Annotated in this window: 16 protein-coding genes; 5 read left to right on the forward strand and 11 right to left on the reverse strand. The window is 64.5% G+C overall.

All coding sequences use genetic code 11. The features are described 5' to 3' along the window. Nucleotide 1: 1 nt before the first annotated feature. The gene (cysG, locus tag HBA54_RS16025; RefSeq protein ID WP_167226400.1) at nucleotides 2-1,426 is read right to left on the reverse strand and encodes a siroheme synthase CysG; all 1,425 of its coding nucleotides are present in this window, start codon (nucleotides 1,424-1,426) and stop codon (nucleotides 2-4) included. A 300-nt stretch (nucleotides 1,427-1,726) separates the two neighbouring features. Between cysG and HBA54_RS16030 the strand changes: the two genes are divergently transcribed. Beyond that, nucleotides 1,727-2,104 (forward strand): hypothetical protein, encoded by a 378-nt coding sequence (locus tag HBA54_RS16030; protein WP_167226402.1) that lies wholly within the window; start codon nucleotides 1,727-1,729, stop codon nucleotides 2,102-2,104. A 47-nt stretch (nucleotides 2,105-2,151) separates the two neighbouring features. Here the strand turns inward: HBA54_RS16030 and queG are convergent, their stop codons facing one another. The 8 genes from queG to HBA54_RS16070 form a co-directional block, all read right to left on the reverse strand. Further along, nucleotides 2,152-3,273, reverse strand: a complete 1,122-nt coding sequence (gene queG / locus HBA54_RS16035; RefSeq protein ID WP_167226404.1) for a tRNA epoxyqueuosine(34) reductase QueG — start codon at nucleotides 3,271-3,273, stop codon at nucleotides 2,152-2,154. Nucleotides 3,274-3,300: 27 nt separating this feature from the next. Next, nucleotides 3,301-4,458 (reverse strand): tRNA guanosine(34) transglycosylase Tgt, encoded by a 1,158-nt coding sequence (gene tgt / locus HBA54_RS16040; RefSeq protein ID WP_167226406.1) that lies wholly within the window; start codon nucleotides 4,456-4,458, stop codon nucleotides 3,301-3,303. Beyond that, a complete protein-coding gene (queA, locus tag HBA54_RS16045; protein ID WP_167226408.1) occupies nucleotides 4,455-5,492 on the reverse strand; it encodes a tRNA preQ1(34) S-adenosylmethionine ribosyltransferase-isomerase QueA in 1,038 nt (345 codons plus the stop codon). The genes tgt and queA overlap by 4 nt, the downstream gene beginning before the upstream one ends. A 35-nt stretch (nucleotides 5,493-5,527) precedes the next feature. After that, nucleotides 5,528-6,196: a hypothetical protein gene (locus HBA54_RS16050; protein WP_167226410.1), complete on the reverse strand. Its 669-nt coding sequence runs from the start codon at nucleotides 6,194-6,196 to the stop codon at nucleotides 5,528-5,530. Between the two features lie 7 nt (nucleotides 6,197-6,203). Further along, nucleotides 6,204-6,689 carry a hypothetical protein gene (locus tag HBA54_RS16055; protein ID WP_167226412.1) on the reverse strand — a complete coding sequence of 162 codons (486 nt, stop codon included), beginning with the start codon at nucleotides 6,687-6,689 and terminating at the stop codon, nucleotides 6,204-6,206. A 124-nt stretch (nucleotides 6,690-6,813) separates the two neighbouring features. Next, nucleotides 6,814-7,386, reverse strand: coding sequence for a thermonuclease family protein (locus tag HBA54_RS16060; protein WP_167226414.1), 573 nt, complete (start codon nucleotides 7,384-7,386; stop codon nucleotides 6,814-6,816). Further along, on the reverse strand, nucleotides 7,337-7,780 hold the full coding sequence (locus HBA54_RS16065) for a helix-turn-helix domain-containing protein (RefSeq protein ID WP_322096050.1): 444 nt from the start codon (nucleotides 7,778-7,780) through the stop codon (nucleotides 7,337-7,339). The genes HBA54_RS16060 and HBA54_RS16065 overlap by 50 nt, the downstream gene beginning before the upstream one ends. A gap of 368 nt (nucleotides 7,781-8,148) precedes the next feature. Next, nucleotides 8,149-8,535 carry an ArsR/SmtB family transcription factor gene (locus HBA54_RS16070; RefSeq protein WP_167226416.1) on the reverse strand — a complete coding sequence of 129 codons (387 nt, stop codon included), beginning with the start codon at nucleotides 8,533-8,535 and terminating at the stop codon, nucleotides 8,149-8,151. Between the two features lie 92 nt (nucleotides 8,536-8,627). Here HBA54_RS16070 and HBA54_RS16075 point away from each other — a divergent pair, with 92 nt between their 5' ends. After that, nucleotides 8,628-8,870: a sulfurtransferase TusA family protein gene (locus HBA54_RS16075; RefSeq protein ID WP_167226418.1), complete on the forward strand. Its 243-nt coding sequence runs from the start codon at nucleotides 8,628-8,630 to the stop codon at nucleotides 8,868-8,870. Between the two features lie 19 nt (nucleotides 8,871-8,889). Here HBA54_RS16075 and HBA54_RS16080 read toward each other — a convergent pair whose 3' ends face one another. After that, nucleotides 8,890-12,195 carry an efflux RND transporter permease subunit gene (locus tag HBA54_RS16080; protein WP_167226420.1) on the reverse strand — a complete coding sequence of 1,102 codons (3,306 nt, stop codon included), beginning with the start codon at nucleotides 12,193-12,195 and terminating at the stop codon, nucleotides 8,890-8,892. Further along, nucleotides 12,195-13,313 carry an efflux RND transporter periplasmic adaptor subunit gene (locus HBA54_RS16085; RefSeq protein WP_167226422.1) on the reverse strand — a complete coding sequence of 373 codons (1,119 nt, stop codon included), beginning with the start codon at nucleotides 13,311-13,313 and terminating at the stop codon, nucleotides 12,195-12,197. The genes HBA54_RS16080 and HBA54_RS16085 overlap by 1 nt, the downstream gene beginning before the upstream one ends. A gap of 279 nt (nucleotides 13,314-13,592) precedes the next feature. Between HBA54_RS16085 and HBA54_RS16090 the strand changes: the two genes are divergently transcribed. From HBA54_RS16090 to HBA54_RS16100, 3 genes are all read left to right on the forward strand, one after another. Beyond that, entirely contained in the window at nucleotides 13,593-14,522 is a 930-nt protein-coding gene (locus HBA54_RS16090; RefSeq protein WP_167226424.1) for a histone deacetylase family protein, read from the forward strand. A gap of 82 nt (nucleotides 14,523-14,604) precedes the next feature. Further along, nucleotides 14,605-14,856, forward strand: a complete 252-nt coding sequence (locus HBA54_RS16095; protein WP_167226426.1) for an exodeoxyribonuclease VII small subunit — start codon at nucleotides 14,605-14,607, stop codon at nucleotides 14,854-14,856. A gap of 10 nt (nucleotides 14,857-14,866) precedes the next feature. Then, entirely contained in the window at nucleotides 14,867-15,751 is an 885-nt protein-coding gene (locus HBA54_RS16100) for a polyprenyl synthetase family protein (protein ID WP_167226427.1), read from the forward strand. Nucleotides 15,752-15,812 lie beyond the last annotated feature (61 nt).

A 15,812-nucleotide genomic window follows, 5' to 3' on the forward strand; every position in this document is an offset into this window, starting at 1 on the left:
GTCAAACTGCCAAGGCACGCGGCAAGGCGGCGAGCTCGGCAGTGAGTGTTTCGTCTTCGGCCGTCATGGCCTTTCTGGCGACCTCGCCGACGATGATCAGGGCCGGGCCGTTGATCCCCGCCGTCTGCAGCCGGTCGCCCAGCTCCTCGAGGCGCCCGGTGACGACGCGCTGGTCGGCGCGGGTCCCGTTCTCGATGACCACCACCGGCGTCGACGCGGCGAGGCCGTGTTCGATCAGCCGCCCGGCCACCACGGCAGCGGTGGAAACCCCCATGTAGATCGCCAGGGTCTGCTTGCCGCTGGCCAGGCTCGCCCAGTCGAGGTCGGGTTCGCCGTCTTGTGCATGGCCGGTCAGAAAGGTAACGGCCAGGGCGGTCCCGCGCAGGGTGAGGGGGATGCCCGCCGCCGCCGCGCAGCCGGCCGCGGCCGTCACGCCCGGCACCACCTCGACCGCGACGCCGCGGCTTTCCAGGTAGTCCATTTCCTCGCCGCCGCGCCCGAAGATGAAAGGATCGCCGCCTTTCAGGCGCACCACGCGCTTGCCGGCCAGGGCATGCTCGGCCATCAGGGCGTTGATCTCGTCCTGGCTCTTGCTGTGATTGGCCTTGGCTTTGCCGACGTAGATGCGCTCGGCATCGCGGCGGGCGTAGTCGATGATTTCCGGCCCGACCAGCTTGTCGTAGAGAACCACGTCGGCCTCCTGCAGGCGGCGCATGGCCTTGAAGGTCAGCAGGTCCGGGTCGCCCGGACCGGCGCCGACGATGGCGACGGAACCCGGCTCACGGTCCTGGGCGGCGCGGCCGTTGATCAGCCCCAGCATCGCTTCGCGGGCGGCGGTTTCCCGGCCAGCCAGCACTTCCCCGGCGACCGGGCCGGTGAAGAAACGCTCCCAGAATCGCCGCCGCTTGCCGCCATCGGTGATGGTCGCGCCGACCGCCGAGCGGAAGGAACCGGCAAAACGCACCAGATCGCCCAGGCGTGCCGGCAGCATCGCTTCGATCTTGGCGCGCAGCTGGCGGGCCAGGATCGGCGCATCGCCGCCGCTTGAGATACCGATCACCAGCGGATTGCGGTCGATGATCGCCGGGGTGATGAAACTGCAGAGGTCGGGGCGGTCGACCACGTTGATGGCGATCCCGGCCTCCCGGGCGGCCGCGGCGACGTCTTCGTCGACCTCAGGCTTTCCGCTGGCGGCAATCACCAACGCGCGGCCCATCACGTCCGGCGCCATGAAGGGACGGCACATCCACTCAACCCGGCTGTCATCGGCCAGGGCGGCCATATCCGCGTCCAGCCTGGGGGCCACCAGAGTGACTCTGGCGTCTGCTTTCAGGAGCAGGCGCAGCTTGCGCAGTGCCAGTTCTCCGCCGCCGACCAGCAGGCTGGTTCGGCTGGAGAGGTCGAGGAATGCCGGGAAATATCGCATGGTCCGCTTTCTCGTTGTTCCCTGCCTCGGTTCAGGCGGGGGCCTGATTGCGAGGCGAATTCAGTAACGTCATCAATGTGTTATGGGTCGCTAGGCAATCGATCCTGATCGGTCGAAGAACGATCAGCGATTAATTTCACAATAAAGTTAGGGTGATAGGTACGAATTGTCCATGAGAAAATGTATAAATAACTATATATACTATATTTTAGTGTGAAATAAACTTGTCGCTGCTTCGCGGATGACAGGAGGCTTTGGGCTGCGTATCAATGCAGCTGCAATCGTTCGAGGGAGTCTTTTATGAAGCGCGGTCTGCCGATCGGGCCTCTGGCCGTCATTTTTCTGTCGGGTGCGCTGGCGGCCTGCAGCACCCTGCCGTTTCCGGTGCAAGGTTCGGACGCCGCCGTAGCCGAGGCGACCGCGAAGCAGGCTGATGTTTTACCGCGGCTGCAGCCCTATGCCTTCGGGCTGTGCTATAGCCCGGTCGTCAACGAAGATGCGGAGATCGAAGAAGAAGCCGCCTATCAGTGCGACGGCGGCCGCCTGATCCGGCAGGACGAGGATTTCTTCTGGAACGAATGCTCGCTGAGCCAGCCCCACCGTGTCAGTTACGTCTGCTTTCCCCCGGATAAGGCCAAGCGCCGGATCACAATACAGCCGGCACCGCAGCCACAGTAAGCAGGCCCTTTGCTGAATCGCCGCAGGCTCACCGCCAGTTCTGATCGCTACGTTGCCTGGTCCCACTCCTCAAGCACGCCGGGATCGCTTTCGTTCGTGCCGTACTTGGACCGCAGTTCATCAGCGGATTCTTTCGGAAGTAATTGACTCAGGGCCCAGATCGCCATGGCACGCACCAGGGGCGAGGGGTCGACGAGCTTGGCTTCGATGGCGGCTGCCGCCTCGCTGTCCCCGGCGTTTCCCAGCGCGATCAGGACATTGCGAATGAAACGATCACGGCCGATGCGTTTGATGGGGGAGCCGGCGAAAACCCTACGGAAGCCGGCATCGTCGAGTTCGAGCAGGTCGGTCAGCCGCGGGGCCGTCAGTTCGGCGCGGGGCAGGAAGGCGGCTTCCTTGGTCGGCTGCGCGAACTTGTTCCAGGGGCAGACCGCCAGGCAGTCGTCGCAGCCGTAGATGCGGTTGCCCATGGCTTTACGGAACTCCCGGGCGATGTGGCCCTTATGCTCGATGGTCAGGTAGGAAATGCAGCGCCGGGCATCCAGCCGATAGGGTTCCGGAAAGGCAGCGGTGGGGCAGACGTCCAGACAGCTGCGGCAGCTTCCGCAATGATCGCTTTCGCCCTCATCCGGTGCCAGGGCCAGCGTGGTGTAGACCTCGCCCAGAAACAGCCAGGAACCGAGGTCGCGGGAGACCAGGTTGGAGTGCTTGCCCTGCCATCCCAAGCCGCCGGCCTGGGCCAAGTGCTTTTCCATGACCGGCGCGGTATCGACGAAGACCTTCACCTCGGCCTGCAGATCCTGATGGATCCAGCGCGCCAGGGCCTTCAGGCGCTTCTTCATCAGGTCGTGATAGTCGGCGTTGCGGGCGTAGACGGAGACCGCCGCGCGCCGGGGCTGGTCCAGCAGCGCCAGGGGATTTTCCCGCGGCCCATAGTTCTGGCCCAGCACGATGACGCTGCGGGCCTCGGGCCAGAGTACCTTGGGATCGGACCGCCGGTCGGCATTGCGGGCCAGCCAGTCCATCTCGCCGTGATAGCCGGCCTCCAGAAAGGCCATCAGGCCGGCGCGCGCTTCCGGCAGAACCTCCGGCCTGGCAAAGCCGACCGCATCGAAGCCGAGCGTGAGGGCTTTGGCGCGAATGGCGGCCTTGGCCGTCTGACCCTCCACCCCAATCTCTGACGCCGTCACGGAGAGCTAGAGGGCTGCGATATCTCCCTCTGCCTCCTGTCGGGCGAAGCCTGCAACGAAGTCGTCAAGCCGCTGATCCTCTATCGCCTGGCGCAAACCGGCCATGAGTTCCTGATAGTAGTGGAGATTGTGCCGGGTCAGCAGGATCGGGCCAAGCATCTCCTTGGCTTTGAAAAGATGATGCAGGTAGGCGCGGGAGTAATCGCTGCAACTCGGGCAGGGGCAATCCGGGTCCAGCGGACGCTGGTCTTCCTGGTGGCGGGCGTTACGCAGATTGATACTGCCGCGCCGGGTGAAGGCCTGCCCGGTGCGCCCGGAGCGGGTCGGCAGCACGCAGTCGAACATGTCGATGCCGCGCTGCACCGCGCCGACGATGTCGGCGGGCTTGCCGATCCCCATGAGATAGCGCGGCTGCGCCCTTGGCAGATGCGGAATCGTCGCGTCGAGCACGTCGAACATCGCCTCTTGGCCTTCGCCCACCGCCAGGCCGCCGACGGCATAGCCGTCGAAGCCGATCTCGATGAGGGCCTCGGCCGAGGTACGGCGCAGCGCCGGATAGACGCCGCCCTGGACGATCCCGAAGAGGCCATAGCCCGGCCGCTGTGTGAAGGCGGCCCGGCAGCGCGCCGCCCAGCGCATGGAGCGCTCCATCGATTCCCGCGCCTCGGTTTCGGTCGCGGGAAAGGGCGTACACTCGTCCAGCACCATGGTGATGTTGGAATCCAGCAGCGCCTGGATCTCCATCGCCCGTTCCGGCGTCAGGTTGTGGCGCTCGCCGTCGAGGTGGGAGCGGAAGGTGACCCCCTCCTCGGTGATCTTGCGCAGCTCCTGCAGGGACATGACCTGATAGCCACCGGAATCGGTCAGGATCGGGCCCGGCCAGTTCATGAAGCGGTGCAGGCCGCCCAGGCGCGCGACCCGCTCCGCGCCCGGGCGCAGCATCAGGTGATAGGTGTTGCCCAGGATAATCTCGGCGCCGCTCGCCTGGACCTGTTCCGTGGTCATGCCCTTTACCGTGCCCGCGGTGCCGACGGTCATGAAAGCCGGCGTTTTCACCGGGCCATGGGCGGTGGTGATGAGGCCGCGGCGCGCCGGGCCGTCCTCTGCCAGCAGTGCGAACTCCAGACCGGTCTTGCCGGCAACCGGCGCGGCAGAGTCGTTCATCGCGCGTCCTCCGGTTCCAACAGACAGGCATCGCCATAGGAATAGAAGCGATAGTTCTGCGCGATGGCATGGGCATAGGCCTGCTCCATGCGCGCTTTTCCGGCAAAGGCGCAGACCAGCATGAAGAGCGTCGAGCGCGGCAGGTGAAAGTTGGTCATCAGTAGATCGACCGCCTTGAAGCGGTGCCCCGGCAGAATGAAGAGGTCGGTCTCACCGGTGAAGGAGTGGACCTGCCCGTCGTCGTCCGCGGCGGTCTCCAGCAATCGCAAGGCCGTCGTGCCGACTGCGACGATACGGCCGCCGGCGGCGCGGGCGGCGTTGATCTTCGCGGCGGCGGCGGCGCTGATGTCGCAAGCCTCGCTGTGCATCTTGTGGGCGCCGACATCGTCTGTCTTTACTGGCAGGAAGGTCCCGGCGCCGACGTGAAGGGTGACCGCAACCCGTTCGATCCCGGCGGCGGAGAGCTTCGCCAGCAACGCCTCGGTGAAGTGCAGCCCCGCGGTGGGGGCGGCGACGGCGCCCGTCTGCTCTGCGAAGACTGTCTGGTAGTCGTGCCGGTCCTTGGGATCGCCTGTCCGCTCGCGGGTGATATAGGGCGGCAGGGGCATCACGCCGTGCCGGTCGAGCGCAGCCAGCAGGTCGCCGCCGGTGGTATCGAAAACCAGGGTGACCTCACCGGCCTCGCCTTTTTCTTCGACCAGGGCGCAGAAGCCTTCCGCAAAATCGATGCGGTCGCCGGCGGCCAGTTTGCGCGCCGGCCGGGCGAAGGCTTTCCACGTCAGGCCATTAACCGCCTTGTGCAGTGTGACCTCCACGCCTGCGGTGCCGCGTTTGCCGCTGAGGCGGGCGGGGATGACCTTGGTGTCGTTGGTCACCAACAGGTCGCCGGGCCTGAGCAGGCCGGGCAGGTCGGCGATCCTGCGGTCCGCCAGTTCGGCGCCGACGTGCAGCAGCCCGGCGGCCTCGCGGGGCTCGACTGGATGCTGGGCGATCAGGTCGCGGGGCAGGTCAAAGTCGAAGTCTTCGGTGCGCATGTCAGCTCGTTTGTGGACTGTCGGGCGATGTCCTATCACCCGCCCGGGCTGAGGCCAAGGGTTGCGACCGATCCGTCCGGCGCCCGCCGGTCGTGCCTGAAACCGACGCTGATGCGCGGTTCCGTGAAGCGATCGACGAAGTGGAAGGGGCGGTCCTCCAAGCCATAGAGGCCGGGGCCACGCATGAGAACAAGCCAGCCGACGGGTGCCGGCACCGGACGCGCCTCTGCCGCGCTCCTGTCGCGGCAGACCGCAAAGCGGCAGATGCCGCTCAGCGTAATGACGGAGATCAGCCCGCGATAGGCGATATGGTCCCGGTGGGGCGTGATGCCGCCGGAGCCTTTGGGATAGCGCTGAACGATCAGGTCGTTGATGTCGAACCGCTCTGCCAGGGGAGTGGGCGAAAGCAGTGCAAAGGCTTCGTGGAATGCGTCCTGCAGGCGGCGGGCGCAAGCACCCAGCGCGCCTTCGCGGGGAACTGCGCAGCTCACCTCGCAGTCCTGCCAGACACGCCTCTCGCCCGCTCCGATCACTGGTGTGGCCGGGCGGTAGGTTAGGGTGCTTGATTCATCAAGCAGCCCCTGGACGGTGTCGCCGCCGAGCAGCGGCAGGGAGACGGCATCCTCCGCCGGCAATCTGGCGATGGCTTCGGCCAGGGCTGCCGGGCCGCTCTCAAAGGCCGGTGGTTCGCTGGTCAGGGTCACGGCTGGGCTATTGGGGTGGCGGCGCGGCGGGTCCGGTTGCCGTTTCCAGGGGGGGCTGAAGATAAAGGCTGTTCGCCACGGTCGGCACCTGCGGCGGCGCCATCGGGTTGGCGGCCGGGCCGCGCGATGTCGGCAAGGGATTATGGGCTATGGCCTTCCCGGTGCCTTCGGCAAAGTCCTCCGACCGGAAGGTGAGCAGTCCCTGGCTGTCGATGATGTAAACAACGCTGTCCGGGGTGGCGCTCGGCTTCGCGGCGGCGGTTTCGATGGGCGGGGCAAAGGTCAGGGGCGGCGTTTGCTGAGCTTCGCCGGAAGCGCCGAAGGTGCGGGAATAGACCTCGCTGTAGGGCGATCCCTCCGCCGAGGCGGCATAGGTCGGTGAAAAATAGCCTTTACCCTGCGCATGGAGGGCGGCCGGCCAGCCTATGGCCCCGGCACTGATCAAAGCACCGAAGCCCACCAAACGGGAAAGCCGTCGCATTGGCTGTACCATGTCCGACTCTCCCCTGGTTCGTAATACCGGGCGGTCCATCATAGAGGGGCCGCTGTAGATCCTTTAGCGGCTCTTCGGGCCTGCCGTCCAGCCGCGATTGTATCAGACGACGCGGTGTCCCGGGCTAGTTGCCGGTTTCGTCGGGCAGGCGACGGCCTTCGCGCCATTCCCAGGGCGTCACGAAGCGGCCCTTCCAGAGGCCCCTTTGACGCTGTTCCGCCTGCTTCTGAATGGCCGAAAAGGCCGCAACGCTTGCCTGGCGTGTGGTTTCCGGCGGGATCAGCGCCCAGCCGGTATAGACCATGCCTTCGGAGAGATCGTAGCCGCCCGCCCGGCAGCGCGCGAGCCGGGGTGTCACAGCAGCTGTTGCCTGAAGCGCCGCCTGTTGTCCCGACACAGGCCGGCATTCCACCTCGGCGCCGGCGGTGAGATCCATCAGGGCGGCCCGTGCCAGACGGCCGCAGTCGTAGAAGCGCTCACGTTTATTGCAGCGCTGGTCGAGTTCCGGTGCGTCGATATCGGCAAGATCGAAAGACTGCCCGGCGATCCGCAGGCTGTCACCGTCGATGATCTCGGCCGGGCCGCTTATGCTTGTTGCCTGGCCTGCTGCCGCCCCGGCCGGAATGCCGGCGAGTGCCGCCGCCAGGCTAACAGTCAGGTATGCGATCGCTTTCCCCGACCGTTCTGACCAGCGCATAGATCTGCCGCCTGACACTGACATCCTCGATTTTGCTGAAAGCCTGAACCAGCCTCAGCGTATCACGCTGGCTTAGGAGGTCGGGAACACGATCCAGTGAATCGCCCGTCCGGCCCGGGGATTCGGCGGTCGACGGCCGTTGGGCCTGCGCCAGGTCCATGAAGAAATACTGAACCGGTACCTGTAACACCTGGGCAAGGCGGAACAGACGGCTGGCTACAATGCGGTTGGTACCGCGCTCATACTTTTGAATCTGTTGGAAGGTGATACCCAAGGACTGGGCCACTGTGTTTTGACTGAGCCCCATCGCCAGGCGGCGCAGCCGCAGTCTGGAGCCTATGGAGAGGTCGACGGGATCAGGTTTCGCCGCTTCTGAAAGGTTGGTCTCGGACACGCTGTTTCATCTTTCATTCAATACAACCCTGCGGCGATGGGTGGTTGAGCGGCAAAGCCGCCAAAAAACGAGGTTAGGACGCAGACTTACTGCGCTTTCTTTCCAACGATCAAGTGAGCGAATTGTTCACATATGTTTGTGCATTTATTCATGCATACGCCGTCCTGACCGAACACAAAGGTTACCGCGGCGGCAACACGGAAGCGCGTCGGTTCATCCAACGAATTTGCGTATCACATGTAAACAGATGACAGGGTGCCTACCCCTAATGCGGCACGGCCGGGCCGCAGGGTAAAAGCACATAGGGAATTTTTCCCTACCCTTTTAAGGGTCGGTCCCGGAATTGGCCCGTTAGGGAACTGCAACCCTCAGGTGCTGGACTTTCCCAGCGCCGCCCCTTCGCTCGCTGCTTCAGCACCGCCGGACTTCTCAGCGGAGAAGTCATATGCCTTGCCGTCCGCCGTATTCGCGAAGAGGTCACTGAGCGCTGCCAGCATCTTGCCCACGTCCGGGCTGGCCACTGAGTAAAGCACCGTTTGCGCGTTGCGCCGGGTCTTTACCAGGCTGTCGCGGCGAAGCTTGGCGAGGTGCTGGGATAAGGCGGATTGACTGAGGCCGACGAGGCGGCAAAGCTCAGTCACCGAGTGCTCGCGCTCGGACAGGTGGCAGAGGATAACCAGACGCCGCTCATTGCCCATGGCTTTGAGAAGGCGACTCGCCCGGCCGGCGGTCAAGAGAAGAGGTCCATATGACATATTAGTTATACTTGTTCGACGGCTGGCAGGATCAAGGCTTCCAGTGAACTTTTTTTATAGGCAGTTTACCACTAGATCGGTGTGAAATTCAGATGACGACGGAAACCCCAACCACCTTCCTGGATGCGACCGGGCTGCGCTGCCCTCTGCCGGTTCTGAGGGCCCGCAAGGCCATGAAGGCCTTGGCCTCCGGCGGCGTTCTCGAGGTGATCGCGACCGACCCCTCGGCCGTCACGGACTTCCAGTCCTTTTGCGAGACCACAGGCGACCAACTGCTGTCCTGGAAGGAAGCAGAAGGCCGTTTCACCTTTCTAATTCAAAAGGCGGCGGGTTAGAGGCAGGTCCCGGGATCGCCTATTCGCCGGGCGCCGGCGCGGGCGGTGAGGGGCGGGAAGCAGGTTCTGCGGCCTGCCTGCCTTCAAGGGTGCCGACCAGCACGGCCATCATCGGCGGGATGATGAGCAGCGTCAGAACGGCGGAAAGCGATAGTCCGCCGACCACCACCGATCCCAAACCGCGATAAAGCTCTGAGCCGGCCCCGGGGAAGAGGACCAGCGGCAGCATGCCCACGACCGAGGTCAGGGTCGACATGAAGATCGGCCGGATCCTGTTGCGTGTGGCTTCAAGGATGGCGTCGCCGGCGGCCATGCCCTCTTCACGCAGGTGGTAAAGGCTCTGATGTACCAGCAGGATCGCATTGTTCACGACAATGCCGATCAGGATGACGAAGCCCAGCAGGGTCAGCATATCCAGCGGCTGGTAGCTGTAGATGTTCAGAATGGCCAGGCCGGCGACCCCGCCCGCAGCTGCAAGCGGCACCGACAGCAGGATGATCAACGGATAGAAGAAGCTCTCGAACAGCACCGCCATGACCAGATAGACGATCGCCAAGGCCAGCAGCAGGTCGATCACCATGGCCTCCCAGGTCTGGGACAGCTTGTCCGCTGTTCCCGAGATGCCGAACTTGATCCCCGGGGGCAATCCTTCGGCGGTCATCGGGTCCATTACCTCGGCACGCAGCCTATCGAGTGCCGCTTCCAGCGGGATGCCGGGTGCCGGGCGGATTTCGAGGGTAACGGTCCGGAAACGTTCGCGGTGTCGAATTTCCGTCGGCCCGGAGGTCAGCACCACGTCGGCCAGGGACGAGGCCGGGATGATATCGCCGCCGGGCGTAACCACCGGCAGGCTGGCGATCCCCTGGGTCTCGACGATGTTGAGGTCCGGGCCTTTCAGCATCAGGTCAAGGCGGTCGGAGCCGACTGTCACCTCTGCGACCCGCAGCCCGTCGTTGAAGGTGTCGATCGCCTCGCCGAGCTGACGGGCGGTGATGCCGTTGTCGGCCAGGCGCAGCCGGTCGGGGAACAGCCGGAGCTCCGGAGCGCCCAGTTCCAATCCCGGATTGGGGCGCAGCTGATTGCCTTCCTCGCGCGGCATAATCTGCGAGATGCGTCCGACCGCCTGCAAGGCGACCCCCAGGATCTGTTCCAGATCGGGGCCCGAGATATCCAGATCGATTTTCCGGCCCGAGCCGATACCGCGTCCGAAGATCGAGGGTTGGTTGATGAAGCCGAAGGTCCCCGGTTCCCGAAACACCGGACCCTCCAGCAACGGGATAAGCTCTGCGGCCCGCTGCGGATCCATCGCGACGGCGCCGAGGAAGGTGGTCGAGCGTGTTGCGACGAAGAAGAAGCGCTCGATTTCGGGTGGGGCGGCCGCGCCGTTTCCACCGGACCAGAGACGGCTGATCCTTTCTTTGGCTGCCGCGGCGAACCCGGTGAAGGAGAACGGCTCCGACTCTTCGGGCGCGTTCTCGCTGGCGTTAATGGTGGCCTCGTCGGCCCAGAGGTAGCGGGTCGCTTCCTCAATGCCCTCGGCGATCTCGGTCGTGGTGCCGAGATTGTAGCCGGGCGGCGGGATGATGATCCCGAAGACCAGGTTGCGGTTGCCCTCCGGCAGGTATTCCAGTTTTGGCAGGAACTGCCAGGCGCCGAGCGAGGCGACGGACGTCACGGAGACAACGACCACCAAAGCGACAAGGCGGCTGCGCACCACCAGACGGGCGAAGGCCATAACCGTGGCGACGAAAAGCGATGCGAGATCGTCAATGATGGGCAGGCGCAGCCGCGTTATGCGGTCGTCGCCGGCCTTGCCGCGTCTGCCGCCCAGCAGTCGGCTGGAAAGGGCCGGCAGCACCGTGACCGAAACCAGCAGAGAGAGCATCACCGAGACCGAGATGGCTACGGCGATATCACGGAACAGCTGGCCCACTTCCAGCTGCATGACCAGAATCGGAATGAAGACCATCACCGTCGTCAGGGCGGAGACCAGGACGGCGCCCCAGACCTGCTTGGCGCCCAGGTAGGCGGCTTCGCGCAGCGGGCGCCCCTGTTCGCGCAGGCGGAAGATATTTTCCAGCACCACGATTGCCGCGTCGACCACCATGCCGACGGCAAAGGCGATCCCGGCAAGAGAAATCACGTTGATGGAGCGACCCATGGCGGCCATGGCCACAAAGGCGCCGATCACCGAAACCGGGATCGCGATGGAAACCACCAGGGTGGCGCCGAAAGAGCGCAGGAAGACCAACAGGATGACCGCGGCCAGGCTGCCGCCGATCCAGATGTTCTGCTGCACCAGGTCGATGGCGGAATTGATGTAGACGGTTTCGTCGTAGACCTGGCGCATCTTCAGGCCGGCGTTTGGAATCACACCGGCGCGCAGGTCTTCGACCGCGGCTTTGATGCCTTCCATGGTCTCGATCACATTGGCGCCGGTTTCGCGCTGGGCGTTCATCGCCAAGGCGCCCTGGCCCCGCATGCGGATCGAGGCGCCGGCGTCTTTGTAGCCGAATGAAACCTCGGCGATGTCGCTGATGCGCACGCGGGCGACACGCCCACGCTCGCCGCCCGAATCACTGCGCACGACGACGGAGCGGACGGCCTCCAGGGTGTTCAGCTCGCCTTCGGTGCGCACCACATAGCGACGCTTGCCCTCGTCCACATCGCCGGCGCTGAGCGAGGCATTGGCCCGGCGCAGCGCATCGACGACCTCGCTGACGGTCATGCGGTAGCGGGCCAGCACCCTGGGGTCGACGGTGATCTGGATTTCCCGCTCCGTCCCGCCGAAGACGTTTACGCGGCTGACCCCGGGGACCCGCTCGATACGCTCGCGGATGATGTCCTCGGCGAAGTCGCCGTATTCGTAGATCGGCCGCTCATTGCCGTCCTGGCGCGTCAGGATGAACCAGGCAATGGGGCTGTCTTCGCTGCCGGCGGTATCGAAGCTCGGCTCGTCGGCCTCGTCGGGATAGCCGTTGACCCGGTCCAGCCGGTTGGAGACCAGCAGCAAAGCGCGGTCCATATTGGTGCCGACCGCGAATTCCAGGGTGATACGGGCACGTCCCTGTTCCGACCGCGACGTAATGCTCTCCAGGCTCTCGATGCCCTTCAGCTCGTCTTCCTGGCGGTTGGTGATCTCGCGTTCCACCTCCGCCGGCGCTGCGCCGCCCCAGCTGGTCGTGACCGTGATGACCGGACGGTTTACGTCGGGGGCCAGCTGAATCGGGATCGTCTGCAGGGCGACCAGGCCGAACATCACCACCATCAGCACCGCGGCAATCACCGCAATCGGCCGTTCGATGGCGAGCCTGATCAGGTCCATCAGGTTTCTCCGTCGATGCGCACCGTGGCACCGGGGCGCAGGCGCTCGTTGCCGCGGACCACCGTCTGTTCGCCCTCCGCCAGCCCCTGCACCACCTCGTAGCGATTGCCTACCGCTTCGCCCAGGGTAATGGGCCGCGGCTGCGCATGGCCGTCGGAAACGACGAAGACCATGGTGCCGTCGGGGCGTTTGATGATGGCATCCTTGTGCACCGACACGATCTGCCGCGGCGCGCCGATCGGCACCATCACGGTGACGGACTGTTCATTGGCGAGCGGCGTGGTGATCTCGCCGAAGCGCGGTATGAAGCGTACCGCGCGGGTCCTGGTCAGGGGGTTTTCATCCGGAATGATCGCCCGCACCGTCGCCCCGATCAGCGTACCGTCATCCAGCACGACCTCCACCGCGGCGCCCTGGGTCAGGCCCAGCAGCCGGTTGGCCGGGACATCGGCTTCGACCTCCATCGACTTGTCGGCGATCATGCGAACCAGCGCATCGCCGTCGCTCGCATAGGCGCCGGCCTCGCTCAGCCGCTGTGAGATGACGCCGTCATAAGGGGCCTGCACTTCCATGTCTTCAAGATTGATATCCGCCAGCCGTAGGCTGGCACGGGCGCTGACGACCGAGGCTTCGGCTTCGCGCGCGCCTGCCTCGGCGATGGCTACTTCCTGGCGGGCATCTTCGAAGCGCGCCTGACTGAAAGCCGCGGATTGCTTCAAGCGCTCCAGCCGCTGCAGTTCCTGGCGTGCCAGGGTCACCTGGGCCTGCTTGGTGTTCAACACAGCCTGGGCCACCGTCAGCTCGGCCGCTGCCAGGTCGCGTTCCGCACCCATGGAGACACCATCGAGCACCGCAATCACGTCTCCGGCCGATACGCGGTCGCCGACCTCGACGCGAAACTCCAGAATCGGGCCGCTGTTCTTGGCGGCGACCAAACCGGCCTGGCGCGCAACCAGTCGGCCGACCACGGGGACGGTCTGGCTTAGGGGTTCGCTGCGCACCGGATCGACCCGAACCAGCGATTCGTCCTGCTGCGCCATGGCTGCGGGCGACAGCAGGCTGCCGGCAGCAAAAAGGCAGGCAACCGCCAACCAAAGGCGCGCCGTCTGTAGGCACATGATCCGCCTGACCTCCATTAGCCCGCCTGGGGCGGGTTTTCCCACATTCTGCAGTGAGATCGAAAAATGAACGAGATCACAGATTTGGCGTTTGGCGCGAGAGGAGTCAACGGCCATCGCACTTAATAAATTTAACGAAGTATGACCAATTTGCCGCGACGCGTGAGTTGGCCACACGGCGATGACGCTTTCCCGGTCAATTCAGCCCGGTTAGATTGGGGTCACCAGTCTGATGGGACATCGGTCTCATATCAGCCGACCGCGAGCGATCAGAACCCTATGAGTACACTCCTTTTCAGCCATTCCGCCTGTGAACAGCACGATCCCGGTGCGCTTCATCCCGAGAACCCGGGCCGGCTCAAGGCCATCATGAAAACCCTGGACAGGCCCGAGTTTTCCGCGCTTTTGAGGCGCGAAGCGCCGCATGCCGAGCACCAGCAGATTGCCAGGGTACATCCGGAGAGTTTCGTGCATGAGGTGCTGGCGGCGGTCCCCAGCCATGGCGAGCGCATGCTCGACGCAGATACCGTGGTCTCATCCGGCTCGGGCGAGGCCGCGCTGCGGGCCGCCGGCGCGGTCGTGGCGGCGGTGGACGCGGTTGTGGCGGGTGAGGCGGACAATGCCTTTTGCGCCGTCAGGCCGCCCGGTCATCACGCTGAGCCGCGCCAGGCCATGGGCTTCTGCATCTTCAACAATGTTGCCGTAGGCGCGCTTCATGCCCGTGTCGTGCATGGCTGCCGCCGCGTTGCCGTCGTTGATTTCGATGTCCATCACGGCAACGGCACCCAGGCCATGTTCTGGGACGATCCGGACCTGTTCTACGCTTCGACGCATCAGTTTCCGCTCTATCCCGGAACCGGCCTGAGCCACGAAAGCGGGGTCGGCGGTAACATTGTGAACGTTCCGCTGCCTTCGGATTCCGGCTCGGCTGCCTTCCGCGAAGCGCTGCGCGGGTCGATTCTACCGGCGCTGACAGAGTTTAAGCCGGACTTTTTGTTTATCTCGGCCGGCTTCGATGCCCATACTGAAGATCCTTTGGCCGGGCTGAACTTCATCGACGAGGACTATGCCTGGGCAACCCAGCAACTGATGGAACTGGCGAGAAACACCTGCGGCGGGCGTTTGGTCTCGGTTTTGGAAGGCGGATACGACCATCAGGCCCTTGCCCGCTCGGTAGCGGCCCACGTCCGTACACTGATGCGCTTTTGACCTGCTTTTGCGGCTGCGTTAGACGAAGCGCTGGCGTAGAAGGGCATATAACCGGCGGGCCGAAGAAATCTGAGAGAGGCTAATGGCGAAGAATACAAATCACGACGACATCCAGAAGCTGAGCTTTGAGGAGGCTTTGGACGAGCTCAAGGCCATCGTCGCGAAACTCGAACAAGGGCAGGGCGCCTTGGATACGGCTATCGACGACTATGACCGGGGGGCCGCCCTGAAGCGCCACTGCGATACCAAGCTGCGTGAAGCCCAGGCCAAGATCGAGAAAATCAGCCTTTCGGCTGACGGCAGCGTGGGCGCAGCCGCCCTCGACGTCGATTGAGCAGCGTCCGATGAACCTTCAGGATGCTCTGGCCAGTCAGGGCGAAACGATTTCGGCGCTGCTCGACCGCCTGCTTCCGCCGGTCGAGGGCCCGCGTGGCCGGGTTGTCGAGGCGATGCGCTATTCCGCGCTTTCCGGCGGCAAGCGCTTGCGGCCCTTTCTGGTCCGCGAATCCGCCCGCCTTTTCGACGTTCCGGAAGAGCGGGCGCTGCGGGCCGGTGCCGCCATCGAGATGATTCACTGCTACAGCCTCATCCATGACGATCTGCCGGCCATGGACGACAGCGATCTGCGCCGCGGCCGACCCACCGCGCATGTTGCCTACGACGAGGCGACGGCGATCCTGGCCGGCGATGGCCTGCTGACCGAGGCCTTTACGGTCCTGGGCGATCCCCAGACCCATGATTCGGCGGCGGTGCGGATCGAACTCGTGCGGCACCTTGCCGCAGCAGCCGGTGCCGCCGGTATGGTCGGGGGACAGATGATCGACATGTCGCCGGCGCGCGCCCACTTGGATCTTGCCGGTATTTCCCATTTGCAGAGTCTCAAGACAGGCGCCTTGATTTTGTTCTCCTGCGAGGCCGGTGCCATTCTGGCGCAGGCGCCCGATACCGCCCGCAAGGCCCTCGTCGGCTATGCCCAGGACCTCGGCCTCGCGTTCCAGATTGCCGACGATATCCTGGATGCGGAGAGCACGCCCGAGGCGCTGGGCAAACCGACCGGGCAGGATGCCAGCCTCGGTAAGGCCACATTCGTCGGTCAGCTTGGGATCGATGGGGCACGCGTAAAAGCTGTGTCGCTTGCCGCTTCCGCCGCTCAGCGGCTTGATCTTTTTGGTCAAAAAGCGGACCTTTTGAAGGAAGCTGCTGCCTTCGTCGTATCGCGGCAGTCTTAGGCCTGGGCAGGCGGTGGCGTTGCCGATCGGATAACGGGGCCCGCACAAGGCGGACGAGAGA

It is taken from the genome of Pelagibius litoralis, from assembly GCF_011683915.1.
In the GTDB taxonomy this organism is placed as follows: Bacteria; Pseudomonadota; Alphaproteobacteria; order Kiloniellales; family Kiloniellaceae; genus Pelagibius; species Pelagibius litoralis.